This is a genomic window from Amycolatopsis sp. SID8362, assembly GCF_010550475.1.
GTDB classification, from domain to species: domain Bacteria; phylum Actinomycetota; class Actinomycetes; order Mycobacteriales; family Pseudonocardiaceae; genus Amycolatopsis; species Amycolatopsis eburnea.
The window spans coordinates 1-15886 of the sequence record NZ_JAAGNB010001364.1 but is presented as its reverse complement, the minus strand read 5'-3'; the positions used below and the strand labels follow the sequence as shown (position 1 = coordinate 15886).

At 71.8% G+C, this 15886-nt stretch carries 19 protein-coding genes and 1 pseudogene; 13 read left to right on the top strand and 7 right to left on the bottom strand.

What is annotated here, in order from left to right:
* Both G3I65_RS41795 and G3I65_RS41790 read left to right on the top strand, forming a co-directional pair.
* Positions 1 to 1311 (top strand): annotated as a pseudogene (locus G3I65_RS41795) (DUF4163 domain-containing protein); the annotation flags it as partial.
* Positions 1312 to 1331: 20 nt separating this feature from the next.
* Positions 1332 to 1904: a hypothetical protein gene (locus G3I65_RS41790; RefSeq protein ID WP_309235969.1), complete on the top strand. Its 573-nt coding sequence runs from the start codon at positions 1332 to 1334 to the stop codon at positions 1902 to 1904.
* Between the two features lie 33 nt (positions 1905 to 1937).
* Here the strand turns inward: G3I65_RS41790 and G3I65_RS41785 are convergent, their stop codons facing one another.
* Positions 1938 to 2639: a metalloregulator ArsR/SmtB family transcription factor gene (locus G3I65_RS41785; protein ID WP_160700986.1), complete on the bottom strand. Its 702-nt coding sequence runs from the start codon at positions 2637 to 2639 to the stop codon at positions 1938 to 1940.
* A gap of 116 nt (positions 2640 to 2755) precedes the next feature.
* Between G3I65_RS41785 and G3I65_RS41780 the strand changes: the two genes are divergently transcribed.
* Together G3I65_RS41780 and G3I65_RS41775 are read left to right on the top strand one after the other, a co-directional pair.
* The gene (locus G3I65_RS41780; RefSeq protein ID WP_160700985.1) at positions 2756 to 3286 is read left to right on the top strand and encodes a DUF2231 domain-containing protein; all 531 of its coding nucleotides are present in this window, start codon (positions 2756 to 2758) and stop codon (positions 3284 to 3286) included.
* Between the two features lie 37 nt (positions 3287 to 3323).
* On the top strand, positions 3324 to 3734 hold the full coding sequence (locus G3I65_RS41775; protein WP_160700984.1) for a hypothetical protein: 411 nt from the start codon (positions 3324 to 3326) through the stop codon (positions 3732 to 3734).
* Positions 3735 to 3752: 18 nt separating this feature from the next.
* Here G3I65_RS41775 and G3I65_RS41770 read toward each other — a convergent pair whose 3' ends face one another.
* From G3I65_RS41770 to G3I65_RS41760, 3 genes are all read right to left on the bottom strand, one after another.
* Positions 3753 to 5555: a GH25 family lysozyme gene (locus G3I65_RS41770; protein WP_160700983.1), complete on the bottom strand. Its 1803-nt coding sequence runs from the start codon at positions 5553 to 5555 to the stop codon at positions 3753 to 3755.
* Positions 5556 to 5730: 175 nt separating this feature from the next.
* Positions 5731 to 6099, bottom strand: coding sequence for a DUF5313 family protein (locus tag G3I65_RS41765; protein WP_160700982.1), 369 nt, complete (start codon positions 6097 to 6099; stop codon positions 5731 to 5733).
* Positions 6100 to 6128: 29 nt separating this feature from the next.
* A complete protein-coding gene (locus G3I65_RS41760) occupies positions 6129 to 6590 on the bottom strand; it encodes a VOC family protein (RefSeq protein WP_160700981.1) in 462 nt (153 codons plus the stop codon).
* A gap of 86 nt (positions 6591 to 6676) precedes the next feature.
* Between G3I65_RS41760 and G3I65_RS41755 the strand changes: the two genes are divergently transcribed.
* The 3 genes from G3I65_RS41755 to G3I65_RS41745 all read left to right on the top strand — a co-directional run bounded on the left by G3I65_RS41755 (position 6677) and on the right by G3I65_RS41745 (position 8855).
* Positions 6677 to 7012: an STAS domain-containing protein gene (locus G3I65_RS41755; RefSeq protein ID WP_309235968.1), complete on the top strand. Its 336-nt coding sequence runs from the start codon at positions 6677 to 6679 to the stop codon at positions 7010 to 7012.
* Complete coding sequence (locus tag G3I65_RS41750) at positions 7009 to 7947, top strand: sensor histidine kinase (protein ID WP_160700980.1); 939 nt, start codon at positions 7009 to 7011, stop codon at positions 7945 to 7947. The genes G3I65_RS41755 and G3I65_RS41750 overlap by 4 nt, the downstream gene beginning before the upstream one ends.
* Positions 7948 to 8033: 86 nt before the next feature.
* Positions 8034 to 8855 (top strand): LLM class flavin-dependent oxidoreductase, encoded by an 822-nt coding sequence (locus G3I65_RS41745; protein ID WP_160700979.1) that lies wholly within the window; start codon positions 8034 to 8036, stop codon positions 8853 to 8855.
* Here G3I65_RS41745 and G3I65_RS41740 read toward each other — a convergent pair.
* Together G3I65_RS41740 and G3I65_RS41735 are read right to left on the bottom strand one after the other, a co-directional pair.
* A complete protein-coding gene (locus G3I65_RS41740) occupies positions 8786 to 9907 on the bottom strand; it encodes an aldo/keto reductase (RefSeq protein WP_160700978.1) in 1122 nt (373 codons plus the stop codon). The two genes, G3I65_RS41745 and G3I65_RS41740, sit on opposite strands and share 70 nt — an antisense overlap.
* Before the next feature lie 61 nt (positions 9908 to 9968).
* A complete protein-coding gene (locus tag G3I65_RS41735) occupies positions 9969 to 10436 on the bottom strand; it encodes a VOC family protein (RefSeq protein ID WP_160700977.1) in 468 nt (155 codons plus the stop codon).
* 111 nt (positions 10437 to 10547) lie between these two features.
* On the opposite strand from G3I65_RS41735, the gene G3I65_RS41730 reads away from it, so the two are divergent.
* The 4 genes from G3I65_RS41730 (at position 10548) to G3I65_RS41715 (ending at position 13384) form a co-directional block, all read left to right on the top strand.
* A complete protein-coding gene (locus tag G3I65_RS41730) occupies positions 10548 to 11534 on the top strand; it encodes a YafY family protein (protein ID WP_160700976.1) in 987 nt (328 codons plus the stop codon).
* A gap of 123 nt (positions 11535 to 11657) precedes the next feature.
* Entirely contained in the window at positions 11658 to 12179 is a 522-nt protein-coding gene (locus tag G3I65_RS41725) for a hypothetical protein (RefSeq protein WP_160700975.1), read from the top strand.
* 29 nt (positions 12180 to 12208) lie between these two features.
* The gene (locus tag G3I65_RS41720) at positions 12209 to 12946 is read left to right on the top strand and encodes an SDR family NAD(P)-dependent oxidoreductase (protein ID WP_160700974.1); all 738 of its coding nucleotides are present in this window, start codon (positions 12209 to 12211) and stop codon (positions 12944 to 12946) included.
* 69 nt (positions 12947 to 13015) lie between these two features.
* A complete protein-coding gene (locus tag G3I65_RS41715; protein ID WP_160700973.1) occupies positions 13016 to 13384 on the top strand; it encodes a helix-turn-helix transcriptional regulator in 369 nt (122 codons plus the stop codon).
* A 27-nt stretch (positions 13385 to 13411) separates the two neighbouring features.
* On the opposite strand, the gene G3I65_RS41710 is transcribed toward G3I65_RS41715, so the two are convergent.
* A complete protein-coding gene (locus G3I65_RS41710; protein ID WP_160700972.1) occupies positions 13412 to 13831 on the bottom strand; it encodes a CBS domain-containing protein in 420 nt (139 codons plus the stop codon).
* Between the two features lie 61 nt (positions 13832 to 13892).
* On the opposite strand from G3I65_RS41710, the gene G3I65_RS41705 reads away from it, so the two are divergent.
* Positions 13893 to 14387, top strand: coding sequence for an NADH-quinone oxidoreductase subunit B family protein (locus G3I65_RS41705; RefSeq protein WP_309235966.1), 495 nt, complete (start codon positions 13893 to 13895; stop codon positions 14385 to 14387).
* The coding region (locus tag G3I65_RS41700) for a proton-conducting transporter membrane subunit (RefSeq protein WP_160700971.1) at positions 14384 to 15886 on the top strand (1503 nt) is incomplete at its 3' end. The genes G3I65_RS41705 and G3I65_RS41700, both read left to right, overlap by 4 nt.

Below are 15886 nucleotides of genomic sequence, written 5' to 3'. Positions count from 1 at the left end.
ACCGGGACCGGCGTGACCGCGGCGGTGGCGGGCAAGATCGCCATCGCGGTCGCGATCGTCGGCGGGCTGGTCGCCGGCGGGCTGTTCCTCATCCCGCGCGGGGACGACCCGCCCGCGCCGCCCGCACCGCTGTCGGTGGCCATGCAGACCATGACCGGCCGGGACCCGGCACTGCCGATCAGCTACGACCTCCAGTACCCGCAGGTGTCCGGCGGCGCGGACGCCGCGGTCCGGCAACGGGTCAACGACGCGTTGCGCGCCCCGGCCGACAAGCGGCTGAAGTCCATCAAGGACGGTGTCGCCGAGCCGAGCACGCTCGAGCGGGTCCGGCAGGAGGGCGAAACCGTCGCGATGCGCTCGTCCGCGCGGGTCCTGCGACAGGCACCGGGCCTGCTTTCCGTGCGGTACGACCACGATCTCGACTCGGCCGTGCTGTCGCACACCACCTGGCGGTTCCCCGAAGCGCTCTCCGTGGACCTCGCCACCGGCCAGGTGCTGGGTCCCCGCGACGTGTTCCGGCCCGAGGTCCTGACGGCCGCGGGCATGCGGACGCTGACCCAGCGCCTGGCCCCGCACACCAAGAACGGCTTCTGCACCGTGCCCACGGTCGTGGGCTACCCGGAGCGGCGGGTCAGCATCGACGCCGCGGAGCGGCCCGGCGGCGGCGACCACGTCCCGGCCGCGACGTTCGGGTTCACCGACGCCGGCGCCGAGTTCGAGGTGCTGTGGTACGACCTCGGCTGCGCCACGGCAGCCGGCAACGAGACCGTGGTGCTGCCCTACGGCGAGCTCGCCGACCTGCTGCAGCCGAAGGTCCTGACGATGCTGGGCACGCCGGTGCCCGCCGTGTCTTCGGCACCGCCCCCGACGTCCGCGCGGCCCGGTGCCGGGACCTACACGAACCCCCGCTTCGGCTTCACCTTGCCGGTGCCGCCGGGCTACACGGCGTCGTCGTGGGTCCCGGAGAACGGCGAGGGAACGCGGTTCACCAACGCCGATCTCGGCGCGACGCTGACGGTGTGGGGAACGAACTCGGTGGGCCTGCGGCCGGCGGAGAAGCTGGCCCAGGTGGTCGCTTCGGTGACCGGGGACGGCGGCCGGGTGACGTTCCGCTCCGCCGACGAGAACGGCTACACGGCTTCCGGCTACCAGGGCGACGGCAAGATCTTCTACGAGCACGAGGCCATCGGCGCCGGTTCGGCGGCCGGGTTGCGCTGGGTCTACGCGGCGGAGAACAAGGCGGCGCTGGACAAACCGGTGACCGACACGGTGGAAGGCTTCAAGCCCGGCGACCTGTCCCGGCCGCACTGACGGCCACCGCGGAAGCTAGGGTGCCGGTCGTGGCGGAAGAGACATGGTCACCGGAGCCGGGGACGCCTGTTGTCGAGTACCGGTCCGGCCGATGGTTGTTCATCGGCGGACTGGCCATGTGCGTCTTCTTCGGGTTGGTCGCCCTCTTCCCGGAATTCGGCGGCCATTCGGCAACACCCAGAACCAAAGCCGTCTCCCCGACCGCCATCTCGTTCCTGTTCGGCGCGCTCGCACTGGGCGGCCTGCTGCTCATGATCGGCTCCGTCCCCCGCAGGCATCGCTTCGTCGTCGACGAACGGGGACTGTGGTGGCGAGCGGGCCGCAAATCCGACCTGATCGCGTGGGAGGAATTGCGCGCGGTCCGCGGCCGCGAACCGCGCCCGCCGGTCAAGGACGACCCGAACTCGAAAGCCGTGCTGTCGGCACTGGTGTTCACGCCGGTGGACCGGAACTTCGCCACCCGCCATTCGGCGCTGCTGAACCGGTTGCCCACCCCCGGTCCGGAAGTGGAATTGAAACTGCCGAACGGCACCATGGTCCGGCAGTTGACCGAGCAGATCGCCGGAGTCCGGCCGGACCTGCTTTCCCGGTGAATTCCGGCGGAAATGCCCTCGTGAGGCCGTGCGTCAGACCTCGCCAGGCGATGCGGGCCGCAATTCCACACAGCATTCGCCCGCGCGGGGATCGAGGACGGCTTCGACGGTGGGAGCCTGAAGGCCGTGCAGCAGGCCGCTCAGGAAGGCCTGGTTGATGCCGCACACCAGATCGGGAGCCTTCGCCGCCAGCGGGTGGAACGGGCAGTTGCGCAGCCGCAGGCAGGTCGGTGTCGCCCGATCCGGTTCGAAGCCGTGGCGCTCGACCACCGCCGACGTGAGCGTCAACGCCCGTTCGGTGCCGAGGCGTCCCGGGCGGGCCAGTTCGCGTTCCGCCGAACCCAGTGCTTCGCCGTGCCGGTGCGCCGTGCGCAGCGTCGCCTCCCGCGCGGTTTCGCCCTTGCCTTCGTCGAGGACGGCGTCCAGCAGGATCTCGGCGAGGACGTCGTGCTGGCGGGGCGGGATGCTGACCTGCACTTCGAGCTCGGAAGGCTCGTAAACCTTGGGCGCGCGGCCGACCTTGCGGATTCCGCCGACGAACTCGTAACGCGTCCGCAGCAGGCCGGCGGCGACCAGCTTGTCCAGGTGGAAGGCCGCGAGCTTGCGGGAGATCCCGACCGCTTCGGCGGCCTCGTCGCGGGTGACCGGGTGCCGGGCCTGCCGGATGTGGGTGTACATGCCGCTCCGCAGCGGATCGTCCAACGCGGCGAGCGCGCGGATCGGCTCCTGGTCCATGGCAGCAGGCTAACACCGATCGTCATGGCTGTAACTCCGATCGGGTAGCGCTCACCTCCTTGGCTTGACCAGCTTCGATAATAAGACCAAACTTTGCTGGCGAAAAGGAGCTGACCATGACCGAAGAACTCCACCAGGCGAAGCAGCCGGTGAGCGCTGCGCTGGCCGGCCCGTACGGGCACCCGTTCCACCCGATCCTGGTCACCGTCCCGATCGGCGCCTGGGTCTCCAGCCTGGTCTTCGACATCGGCTCGCGGATCGTCGACGACCCCGGTTTCCTGGCGCGCGGCTCCGTCTGGCTCATCGCGATCGGGGTGATCGGCGCGCTCGCCGCGGCGTTGATCGGCACCCTCGACCTGCTGGCCATCCCCACCGGCACGCCGGCGTTCCGCACCGGGCTGACGCACATGAGCCTCAACCTCGTGGTCACCGCGGCCTACGTCGCCGGCTTCTTCTGGCGCCGCGCGGCCTCGGCCGGACCCGGTCCGGTCGGGATCGGCCCGCTGGTCCTGTCGGTGGCCGCGCTCGTCGCGCTCGCCGCGTCCGGCTACCTCGGCGGAAAGCTGGCCTACCACTACGGTGTCCGCGTCGCCGCCGAAACCACCCAGGCCGAGGGCTACCGGCCCGCGGCCCGGCACGGCTCCTGAACCATCCCGTTCCACCACCACACCGAGGAGGCGTCTCATGGACATCGCCGCGCTGATCGCCTGGCTGGTCACGGCCGTCGGCGGATTCGTCATGCTGGGCACCTGGATCGCCAAGGGCGGCACGCGCGAGCCCGGCCGCAGCCGGTTCAACCCGGGACTGGTCTTCGGGCACTTCGCCCTCGCCGCGGCCGGGCTGGTCCTGTGGATCGTCTACCTGATCGCCGGCGGCAGGACCCTCGCGTGGATCGCATTCGTACTGCTGGTGCCGGTCGCCTTGCTGGGCTTCACCATGCTGGCCCGCTGGATCCCCGGTTACCGCGCCCGCGCCGCGACCGCGGACCCGGCGCCCGAACAGCACTTCCCGGTCGTGGTGGTCGGCGCCCACGGGCTCGTCGCGGTCGTCACCGTCGTGCTCGTGCTGCTCGCGGCCCTGGGCGTCGGCAGCTGACCCGGCTGCGCCAGGACGTCAGCTGTAGGTGACCTGGGTCGCGCCCGTGGTCGTGTTGTAGGTGATGCCACCGTGCTGGAAGTCGTTGCGGCGCCCGATGGACACGCCGTACTCGTCGCTGGTGACGTAGCCGAGCGCGCTGCGTTCCCAGCCGAGCGACGCCCACTTGTCCCGGATGGCGCCGTGGATCGACCACGCGCCGGTGGCGGCGGTCCAGTAGATCGAGGCGGAGTTGGTGAAGTGGTTGTAGCGCCCGACGCCGTCCGGGGTGCCCGATTCGTCGGTGGTGGGGTAGCCGAGGCCGCGTTCCCAGCCGAGTGCGGCCCACTTCTTGCGGATCTCGCCCTGGACGCTGTGGGCGCCGGTGTTGACCGTGTAGTAAATGGACGAGTTGGTCGTGAAGTGGTTGTAACGGGCGACGCCGTCGGGGGTGCTCGACTCGTCGGTGGTGGGGTAGCCGAGGCCGCGTTCCCAGCCGAGTGCGGCCCACTTCTTGCGGATCTCGCCCTGGACGTTGTGCGCGCCCGTGCTCGGGGTCCAGTAGATCGACGCGGCCGTGCTGAAGTGGTTGTAGCGCGCGGTGCCGTCGGGGGTGGCGGTCTCGTCGGTGGTCGGGTAGCCGAGGCCCTTCTCCGCGCCGAGCGCCCGCCACTTCTTCCGGATTTCGCCTTGCACGCTGTGCGCGCCGGTGCTCGGGCTCGTGTAGATCGAGCCGATGGCGAAGTCGTTGTAGCGCCCGACGCCGTCGGAGGTGGTGGTCTCGTCGCCGACCGGGAACCCGAGCGCTCCGCCGGGGCCGCCGAGCCGCTGGTAGGCGGTCAGGAGGTCGCCGTGCACCGCCCACGCGCCGGTGTTGGGGGAGTAGTCGATGACGCCACCGGTGTACTTCTGCTCCCAGCCGCCGGCGACCGGGGTTTCGCCGCCGACCGGGGTGCCCAGGTAGGACGCGGCGCCACCGAGCGCGGCGTAGTGCTCGGCGATCTTGTCCGGCCCGCTGCCCAGCGCGGCCGCGCGGACCTGGTCGGCGGTGCCGTTGAAGGAGTCCTGGTCACCGGGGAAGACGCCGGAATCGGCGTACTGCCAGAAGGTGTAGCTGGTCCAGCCGCCGGGGATGGTGCCGGGGTCGGTGCCGTTGTGGGCGATCCACAGTGGACTGTTCGCGGCGGTACCGGTGTCGCCGCCGGTGCAGGTGGCCCACCAGCCGTTGGTCGTGTAGATGGCGGGCCAGCGGTTGGTGCGGTCGTGGACGGTGGTGGTGAAGTCGGTGATCCACGCGGTCATCTGCGCCGGGGTGAGGCCGTAGCACCAGCCTGCCCAGTCGGCGGTGCCGTAGGGGTTGTACTCGATGTCCAGCACCGGCGGCAGGGTGTGCCCGTCGGCGACCCAGCCGCCGCCCTGGCCGAGGAAGTAGCCGGCCTGTGCGGCGCCGGAGGAGGTGTCGGGCAGCGCGAAGTGGTAGGCGCCGCGCATCAGCCCGGCGTTGGCCGAGCCCGCGTAGTTGGCCGCGAACTGCGGATCGACGTAGGTGGTGCCTTCGGTGGCCTTCATGTAGGCGAAGGTGGCCCCGTTCGCGGCGGCGGTGGTCCAGTCCACGGAGTTCTGCCAGTGGCTGACGTCCATGCCCGGCGCGCCGCCGGTCGTCGCGGCGGCGGCCACGCGCGCGGTGCTGCGGGCCGTGCTGTGGCCTTCCACGCGGTGCACCATCGAACCCATGAAGTCGGATTCGGGGTGTGCCGGGGTGGTGCTCGCCTGGGCCTGGCCCGTGCTCAACGCCATTCCCGCCAGCAATGCGGGCACCACGACAAGAGCGCGCAACACCATGAAGTCCTCCCCGGGTTGATCCGGTCGGGACTGTAACCGACGTTCAATGCGCGGAAAAGACCTGATCGTCTAGTGCGGGAAACGTCTCGTTGGCCAATTTCTCACTTCTCGAGCGTGCGGTTTGCGGAGTAAAAGTTCTTTGTTGGCTTGGTAAAGAATTGCACCACAGGTGAGATCACGGCCAGGTGGCCGGGCGGCCGTGCGCGGCGCGGACGCGCTTTCCGGTGCCGGGCGGGAAGCCGTGCTTGGTGAGCCGGACTTCGGCGAGTTCGTCCGCCATCGTCATGGTGAAGAACAGGCTGAGGAACAGGCTCAGCGCGAGCATGGTGAACACCAGCGGCAGCGGCACCGGGGTGAGGGTCACGAGGACGACGAAGGCCGCGACCAGCCACGGCAGGGCTTCGGCGCAGATCCGGGCGGCGAACCGCAGCAGCCAGGTCCGCGCGGTGGCGTCGTGCAGGACCCAGCCGCGGTAGGTGTCGGGCAGCCGGCGTCCGTAGACGTACTGGATCCACCGCAGCGGCCCTGGCCGGTGTACCTCCATGGGGAGGGGGTGCCCGCTCCCCGCCGTGGTCAATCCAGGCAGAATTCGTTGCCTTCGGGGTCGGTCAGCACGATGAACCCGGCGCTGAGCGGAGGCTCGGGCTCGAACCGGCGCACCCGGGTCGCGCCGAGGGCGATCAGCCGTTCACACTCCGCTTCCAGCGCCGCCATCCGCTCGGCACCCCGCAGCCCGGGTGCGCTTCGGACGTCGAGGTGGACCCGGTTCTTCGCGGTCTTGCCCTCCGGCACCTGCTGGAAGAACAGGCGCGGGCCCTGACCGTCGGGGTCTTCGACGGCGGAGCTGCTGTTGCGCCGGTCTTCCGGCACCCCGGCCCGCTCGAGGAACTCGTCCCACGCCGCGAGCGGATCGGCACCCTCGGCCAGCTCGACACCGGGCGGCGCGGGGTGGACGTAATCCAGCACCTCGCGCCAGAACGACGAAAGCGCTCGGGGGTCGTGGGCGTCGAACGTGATCTGGACCTGTCGGCTCATCGGGGTTCTCCGGTGGTAGTCGGGGCTTGCGCTGCCCAGCCTGACACCGGATGCGGACAGGTTCGGTCCTCGATAGGCTGGCCGGCGTGACTGATGCGCATCGCAGCCGGTTGCGGGTGACGCGGTTGCCGGGTCAAGGCGGGCTGCGGGTGATCGGCGAGGTCGATTTGAGCACGCGCGACGTCTGGCGGGGCGCGCTGGAATCGGCGACCTCGGACGGCGCACCCGGCAGGCTGGAGCTGTCCCGGCTGTCGTTCATCGACGTCCGCGGCACGGACCTGCTGGTCGCCGCGGCCGGCCGCCGGTCCGGCCCGGCGCCCCTCACGCTCGCTCGCCCGCCGCTGGGCCTGCGTAGGATGTTGACATTGCTGTACCCCACCGAACCGGTGAAAATCGTGATCGAAGAGCTGGAAGCGTCTTGAGTACGCACGTCGAGGGGCGTGCTGCCGAGCCGTTCACCCATCCCGCCCTGTTCTACCGGGACGCCGACGAGTACCTCGCCGGCACCGTCCCCTTCGTCCGGTCCGGCCTCGCCGCGGGCGAACCGGTCGCCGTCGCGGTTCCCGGGTACAACCTCGCCCCGCTGCGCGCCGGACTCGGCGCCGACGCCGACCGCGTACTGCTGATGGACATGACGACAGCCGGGCGGAACCCCGGCCGGATCATCCCCGGCGTGCTCCGCGCGTTCGCCGACTCCCACCCCGGCGGACCGGTCCGGATCATCGGCGAACCGATCTGGCCGGACCGCAGCGACCACGAATACCCGGCCTGCGTTCAGCACGAAGCGCTGATCAACCTGGCCTTCGCTGGCCGGGACGTCACCATCCTCTGTCCCTACGACACGCGGAACCTGACCCCGGTGGTGCTGGCCGACGCCGAAGCCACCCATCCCGTGCTCATCGACAGCGCGGGTCAGCGCACCAGCCCGGCCTACGATCCCGAGGCGGTCATCACCGCCTACAACCAGCCGCTGCCCGCGCCGGCCGACGCCGCCGAGCTCACCGTCGACGCGGCCAATCTGGCCCAGGCCCGGGAGCTCGCCCGCACGCGGGCGCGCCACGCGGGTCTGTCCGAGGACCAGGTCGTCGACGTGGAACTGGTCGTGACCGAACTGGTCACCAACAGCATCGACCACGGCGGCGGCTCCGGCAGGCTGCGGATCTGGACCGCCGACGCGCAACTCGTCTGCCAGGTCGACGACCAGGGCACCCTGACCGACCCCCTGGCTGGGCGGCACCCGGTCCCGCCGGACCAGCACCGCAACCGCGGCCTGCTGCTGGTCAACCACATGTCCGACCTGGTCCGCCTGCACACCGGCAGCGGCAGCACGGCCATCCGGGTCCACTTCGGATTTTGAGAGCCCAGCCTGTCGGATACCCCGGGACCCGTTCGTGGAAGATACGAACCCGGCACCAGGCCGGGCGCACGCGAAGGGGCTTCACCATGACGGACCACCCGACGAACAGGCCGCTGCGGTTCGGAGTCGTCGCGCCGATCACCACGGACCTGCCGACCTGGCGTGATCAGCTACGGCGGCTGGCCGACAGCGGCTACTCGACGATCTTGATGCCCGACGTGCCGCAGTGGCAGCCGGCACCGGGCCCGGCGCTCGCGGTGGCGGCGACCGTCACCGGCCTGCGCGTGGGCACCTGGGTGTACGCCTCTCCGGTCCGGCCCGCGTGGATCACCGCGTGGGAGGCGCACTCGCTGTCGGTGCTCACCGAAGGCCGGTTCGAGCTGGGCATCGGCACCGGGCGGCCGGGGATCGCCGACCAGCTCCGTGAGCTGGGGCTGCCGCCCACCCCGGTGGGTGAACGGGCGAGCCAGGTGCGTGACGTCGTCGCGGCACTGCGCGACCTCGACGGCCCGGACCGGCACACCCCGGTGGTCATGGCCGTGGGCGGTCCGAAGGCGGAAGCCGTCGCCGCCGAGCTGGCCGACACGGTGACCTTCGTGATGCCGCAGACCGAGACGCGGGCCACGACGGCGCAGCGGGTGGAACGGTTCGACAACCGTCGTGGCGCGGAACTGGCGTTGCACGTCCCGGTGGTCGGCGACTCGGTCGCGGCGTTCATGGCCGGTCCCGGCACCGATCCCGCGGAGGTCCGGGCCGCGGACTCCCTGGCGTTCCTGCCCGCTGATCCCGCGGCCGCCGCCGAGGAGATCCAGCGGCGGCGCGAGGAGATCGGGTTCTCCTACTTCGTGGTCGGTGCCGCCGGTGCCGGTGCACTCGCGCCGGTCGTCGCCGAGCTGGCCGGGCGGTAGCCGCGGCGTCCCTCCGGCTGTGCCGCCCGGGTTTCGATGGTGCGGCGCCGGAGTGCCGGCTGCTCGAGCGGGGGAGGGACGTACGCCACGTCGACCGGCCCGACGTCGGTGCCCGGCGGCACGATCTCGTCGATGCGGTCGAGCACGCCGTCGTCGAGGAGCGTGCCGGCTCCCGCGAGCAGGTCGTCGAGCTGCTCGGGCGTGCGCGGGCCGATGATCGCCGAGGAGACCGCCGGGTGCGCGGTCGCGAACGCCAGTGCGAGGTGGGGCAGCGACAGCCCGGCCTGGTCGGCGACCTGGGCGAGGGCTTCGACGGCGTCGAGCTTGCGATCGTCGGTCATGTGCTGCCGCGCCCAGTGCAGCCGGCCGGCCGACGCCGTTTCCCCGTTGCCCCGGCGGAGGCGGCCGGCGAGCAGGCCCATCGCCAGGGGGCTCCACACCAGGACACCCAGGCCATAGCGTTCGCAGACCGGCAGGATCTCGCGTTCGATCCCGCGGTTGAGGATCGAGTAGTGCGGCTGTTCGGAGCGGAACCGGGCCAGCCCGCCGCGCTGCGCCACCCACTGGGCCTCGACGATGTCCGACGCGGGCAGGTTGGAGTGGCCGATCGCCCGGACCTTGCCCGCGCGCAGCAGGTCGGTCAGCGCGCCGAGGGTTTCCTCGACGTCCGTGCCGGGCTCGGGGTGGTGGGCCTGGTAGAGATCGATGTGGTCGACCCCCAGGCGGCGCAGCGACCCTTCGACCGCGGCGACGATCCACCGGCGGGAGCTGCCGCGCTGGTTGGCGCCGGGTCCCATCGAGCCGTTGAACTTCGTGGCGAGAACGACGTCGTCGCGACGGCCGCGCAAGGCCTTCCCGACGATCTTCTCGGACTCGCCGTCGCCGCCGTAGACGTCGGCGGTGTCGATGGCGGTGATGCCGCCGTCGAGGGCGCGGTGGACGATCCGCACGCACTCGCCGGGGTCGGGGTTGCCGTTCGGGCCGAACATCATGGTGCCCAGGGTGTAGGCGCTGACCTGGATACCGGTCCGGCCGAGCGGGCGGGTGCGCATGGGGTTTCTCCTGTGGTGGTGGGGGTGCGGCCGGGGCGGGCCGCACCCCCGGCGGGGTACGTCAGGCCTGCGCGTACTCGGTCGCGACGTCCACGATCCAGGTGACGCCGAAGCGGTCGGCCAGCATCCCGAAGCCGGGCGACCACGGGGCGGGGCCGAACTCCTCGATCACGGTCGCTCCCTTGGCGAGGCCCGCCCACACCGGGGCGACCTCGTCGACGCTTTCCCCGCGGACGGAGAGGAAGAACGGCTCCGTGGTGATCGTGGTGCCGTTTTCGCGACGCGTGCGGGGTGCGGCCGGGGTGGCCGGCGCGGCCTGGCCGGGCACGTCGTAGGCCATGACGCGGAAGCCGTTGTCCGCGACGACCTGACCGAACACGACGTGACCGGCGCCGGGCAGCTCGGCGGGCATCCCGAAGTCGGCGTAGGTGGCGATGGTGAGCTGCCCGCCGAACACCGACTGGTAGAACTCGAGGGCTTCACGGGCCTCGCCGTGGAAGTTCAGGTGGGCGACAGCGTTGAGCGGCATGGTGTTCCGGTCCTTTACGAGGTTTTCCACCGCCGGCGATTCCGGCGACAGGTGCCACTGTCGCGTGAGTAGCGGTCAGGGTACGTCCCCTACTCGTGGCATCCTGAAAACATGCCGATCGCCTCTTCGACGACGACCTCCAGCCGGCTGCTGTCGCTGCTTTCGCTGCTGCAGGCCCGCCGTGACTGGCCGGGCGGCCTGCTCGCCGAGCGGCTGGGCGTCAGCGAGCGGACGGTGCGGCGCGACGTCGACCGGCTGCGCGAGCTCGGTTACCCCGTCCAGGCGGTCAAAGGGCCCGACGGTGGCTACCGGCTCGAAGCGGGCAGCGAGCTGCCGCCGCTGCTGTTCGACGAGGAGCAGGCGGTCGCGCTCGCGGTGGCGCTGCGGATCGCCGTCGGGACGGGCGCGGGCATCGAGGAGGCGGCCGCGCGGGCTCTGACCACCGTGCGGCAGGTGCTGCCGTCGCGGCTGCGGCAGCGCGTCGACGCCCTCGAGATCAGCGCGGCCGGACGCGGCGCCGATCCCCAGGTCGACACGGAGGTCCTGCTGACGCTGAGCGCCGCGGTCCGCGCCCGGGAGGAGCTGCGGTTCGACTACCGTTCGCCGGGGCACCCCGGCGATGCCGAGCCGGGGCCGCCCCGCCGGGTGCAGCCGCACCACCTCGTGGTGCGGGCCGGGCGCTGGTACGTCGTCGGCTGGGACCCCGGCCGCGAGGACTGGCGGACCTACCGCGCCGACCGGATGACCCCGCGGGTCCCGAACGGACCGAGGTTCGCTCCCCGTGAAGTCCCGGGCGGCGACGTGGCCGCCTTCCTGTCGGCCCGGTTCAAGGGCTCCGAGGGCGCGAACGCCTGGCCCTGCCGCGGCGAGGTGATCCTCGACCTGCCCGCGGCGGAGGTCGCCCCGTTCGCCGGCGACGGCGTCGTCGAGGAACTCGGCGCCGGGCGGACCAGGCTGACGACGGGATCGTGGTCCTGGGCCGCCCTCGCGGCGGCGCTGGCCCGCTTCGACGCCGAGATCGAGGTGGTCGCGCCGCCGGAGCTGCGTACGGCGTTCGCCGAGCTGTCCCGCCGCGCCGGCCGCGCTGCGGGAAGCTGACCGGCCATTGTGGACCGGACAGTGGCCGGATCCGGTCATTTCGGTGCGGGGTACCCGGTTTCGCCGCGTGGCCCGGTCGTCGTCGCTTATGCTCCGGCCCGATTCCCCGGCGAAAGGTGTTCCATGTCCGTGCGCGCTCTCCCGTTCCTGGCCACCGGTGCCGTCCTGCTGATCGCCGGGTGTTCCGGCGGGGGAAGCACTTCGGCGGCGCCGGCGTCGTCGAGCGCCGCCACGGCATCGACGTCCGCCGCGCCGTCCTCGGCTCCCGCGACCACCGAGCTGCCGCCGACGACGTCGGTGAAGAAGGCCGCCGGGGCCGTCGAGCGGTACGAGACCTTCCTGCACGCGGTGGGCAAGCAGGACCTCGCCACGGCCTGCGAGATCGCCGCACCCGCCGCGAAAAAGGCGGAGGACGAAGGCTTCGGGCCGTGCGAGCAGACGTTCCCGATCACGTTCAGCATGTTCTCCGCCGCGCAGCGGAAGGCGTTGCTGAGCGCCACTGTGGACCGCGGCCGCATCAGTGAAACGTCGACGAAGGTCGAGATCCCGGCGAAGGCGGTGCGGTCCGCGGCCAAGTTCACCGACAGCGACCTGGGCGACGCCGTCCTCGAACTGCGCGGCGGAAAGTGGTACGTCACCGACTGATCCACCGCGTCGACCGAAAGGCGGAACAGATGCCGGCGAACCGGAAGATCGCGCTCGTCACCGGCGCGGGCCGCGCCACCGGCCTCGGTGTCGCCACGGCCCGCGCGCTCGCGCAGCGGGGCTTCCACGTCATCGTCACCGCGCGCACCGCCGCGCAGGCCGAAGAGCAGGCGGCGGCGCTGCGCGCGGAGGGACACAGCGCGGAGGGCTTCGGGCTCGACCTCGGTGACACGGCAGCGTTCCCCGGCGTCGCGGAGCGGATCCGGTCCGCGCACGGACGGCTCGACGCACTGATCAACAATGCGAGCGTGTTCCCCGACGTGGAGACGCCGACCGCGCTGGACGCCCGGATCGAGGACATCCAGGCGGCGTTCGACGTCGACGTGGTGGGCCCGTGGGGCCTCGTGCTCGCGCTGCGCCCGCTGCTCGAGGCGGCGTCCGCCGCGCGCGTGGTCAACATCTCCAGCGGCGCGTACCAGCAGATCACGTACCTGGCCGAGCACCCCGGTGACGTGGGTGCGCCCGCGTACTCCTTCGCCAAGCACACGCTCAACCAGCTCACCGTCATGCTCGCCGCGGCGTTCCGCGGCACGAAGGTGCTCGTGAACACCGTCGACCCCGGCCGCGCGGACACGCACCCCGAGCTGGGCACGAGCGAGGAAGACGTGCCGCCGTCGGTGGCCGCCGGGTGGATCGCCGAAGCCGCGACCCTGCCCGAGGGCGGCCCGACCGGCGCGATCTTCGCCGACGGCGAGCGTGTCGGCTGACCGGCGCTAATGGTTTCAAAGTTGCTAAGCTATGAAACCGTAGGTGGTGTCGGCGGCGGGGAGTGTCCGATGAGCAGGCCGCTCTATCAGGCGAAGGCCGAGTTCTTCAAGACGCTGGGGCACCCCGCCCGGATCCGGGTCCTGGAGCTGCTGAGCGAACGTGAGCACGCGGTCGCCGAAATGCTGCCGGAGGTGGGGATCGAGCCCGCCAACCTGTCGCAGCAGCTGGCCGTCCTCCGCCGGGCCGGTCTGGTGGCCACCCGCAAGGAAGGCTCGACCGTCTACTACTCCCTGAACACCCCGCACGTGGCGGAACTGCTGAAGGTCGCGCGGCAGATCCTGACCGGCGTGCTCGCCGGGCGGATCGAGCTGCTGGACGATCTGCGCACGACGACCGTCTCGGCCGGGGCGAAGGGCTCGGGCCCGCACGGCGGGTGAGTGCGCGCACGTCGACCGGGTCGCTGGTCAGAGGCCGGTGATGTGCAGGTCGTCGAAGTCGTGACGGAGGTTGTTCCGCACCGCTAGGACGCCGGGTACGCCACCGGCGAGCCGGTCGGCCGCGATGCCGCTGACCGGGGTCGTCATCATGTCGGCCGCGGTCAATCCGGTGGCCTTGCGCCAGCGGACCCGCGTGCGCGGTCCCGCCACGAGCGGTGGCAGGGACGTGTCGCAGCGGAACTCCAGCTTCGGGAGCAGGTCGCCGTCGGCGATCACGCCGACCGGGTGACCGACGTGGTCGATGACCGGGATCGCGTCGAGGTCGCGAGCGATCATCGTGCCGACGACCTCCCGGTACGGGGTGTCCCGCACCACGGTCACGACAGTCCTGGTCATCACGTCGCCGACGCCGGGCCCACGCGCCGCGCATCCCTCGATGTGGTCCATTGCCGCTCCGCCGTTTTCAGACTTGCTAAGATTGGCAACTGCTGAAGAGTTCAGAGTACGGGTGACGAATGTGCTGAGTTTGTGGCGCAAGATCCGCCGCACCGGGCGGGTGGCCGAGCCCGCGCCGCCGCGGCCCGATGGCCCGCGCCCGGAGGTCGCGGCGCACCTGGCGGGTTCGGTGCAGGTGCGGCACGTGGACGCCGGGTCGTGCAACGGGTGCGAGGTGGAGATCGGTTCGGCTTTCGGGCCGGTGTACGACGCCGACCGCTACGGCGCCCGGCTGGTGGCTTCGCCCCGGCACGCGGACGCGTTACTGGTGACGGGTCCGGTGACCCGCAACATGGCCGAGCCGCTGCGGCGCACGTACGACGCGACACCGGCGCCGCGGCTGGTCGTCGCGGTCGGGGACTGTGCCTGCAACTGCGGGGCGTTCGCCGGTGCCTACGGCGTGGTCGGCGCGGTGTCGGACGTTCTCCCGGTCGATCTGGAGATCGCCGGGTGCCCGCCACGTCCGGAGGCGATCGTCGAGGGGCTGCGGAAGCTGACCGGCCGATGAACTTCGTGGAGGCCGGCCTGGCCGCCGCAGTGGCGGTGGGAGTTTTCAGCGCGGTGCTGGCATCGGTCGGGCCGGCGCGCGTGCGGCCGGCGGTGACCGGGATCGGTACGGCGTTCACCGGCGCCGCCGGGGTCGCCGCGGGTGTCGCGGCGCTGACCGGACAGACGTTTTCCCTTTCGCTGCCGGCGGTTCTGCCGTTGTCCGGGGTGTCGTTCACCCTCGACGCGCTGGGCGGGCTGTTCGTCGCGGTCACCGGTGCGGTCGCGATCGCGACCGGGATCTACGGGATCTCCTACGCCCGCGGCGGCCTGGACTCCCGGGGCCTCCAGGCCGCGTTCCCGGTTTTCGTGGTGGCGATGCTGCTGGTGCCCGCCGCGGCGAGCGTGGGCACGTTCCTGGTGTGCTGGGAACTGATGGCGCTGGCGTCGTTGCTGCTGGTGCTGGCCGAGCACCGGCGGCGGCCGGAGGTGGCGCGCGCGGGCCGCTGGTACGCGGTGATGACCCACCTCGGGCTGATCACGATCCTGATCGGACTGCTCGTCACGGGCGAGGACAGCTTCGCCGCGCTGCGGTCCGCGCACCTGCCGGCTTCGACGGCGAACGTGGTGTTCGTCCTGACGCTGGCCGGGTTCTCGTCGAAGGCGGGGATCCTGCCGCTGCACGCGTGGCTGCCGCGAGCGCATCCGGAGGCGCCGAGCCACGTCTCGGCGCTGATGTCCGCGTCGATGGTCAACCTGGGTGTGTACGGGATCGTGCGGGTCGGCTTCGACCTGCTCGGCGGCGGACCGCGCTGGTGGTGGCTGCTGGTGCTGGCGCTCGGCGCGGTGTCCGCGGTGTACGGGATCCTCCAGGCGGCCATGGGCACCGACCTGAAACAGCTGCTCGGCTACTCGACGACCGAGAACATGGGCCTGGTGCTCGTCGGGGTCGGCGCGGCCGGGTTGTTCGCCTCCTCCGGCCGGCGTGACCTCGCCGGCCTGGCGCTGGCGGCGGCGTTGCTGCACGTGCTCGGGCACGCGGCCTTCAAAACCCTGCTGTTCCTGGGCGCCGGGTCGGTGGTGCACGGCACCGGAACCCGGGACCTGGACGTGCTCGGTGGCTTGCGCGCGCGGATGCCGGTGACGACGGCGTTGTTCGGCTGGGGTGCGCTGGCGGCGTCGGCGCTGCCGCCAGGGACGGCGTTCGTGTCGGAGTGGTTGCTGGTGCAGGCGTTGATCCACGGGTTGCCGGCGGCCGGGGTCGCCACGGCGATCGCCATGCCACTGGCCGTGGCCGCGGTCGCGCTGACCGCGGGGCTGGCGGTGGCGACGTTCGTGAAGGCCTTCGGGGTCGGCTTTCTGGCCCGCCCGCGCGGCACCGCCGCGGAGCACGCACACGAGAGCCCGCCGAGCATGCTCGCCGGGATGGGCCTGGCCGCGCTGGCGTGTGTGGTGCTGGCGGTCCTGCCCGGGCTGGTCCTGCCGGCGCTCGGCCGGGTCGCCGCGAACGTCGCCGGGGCG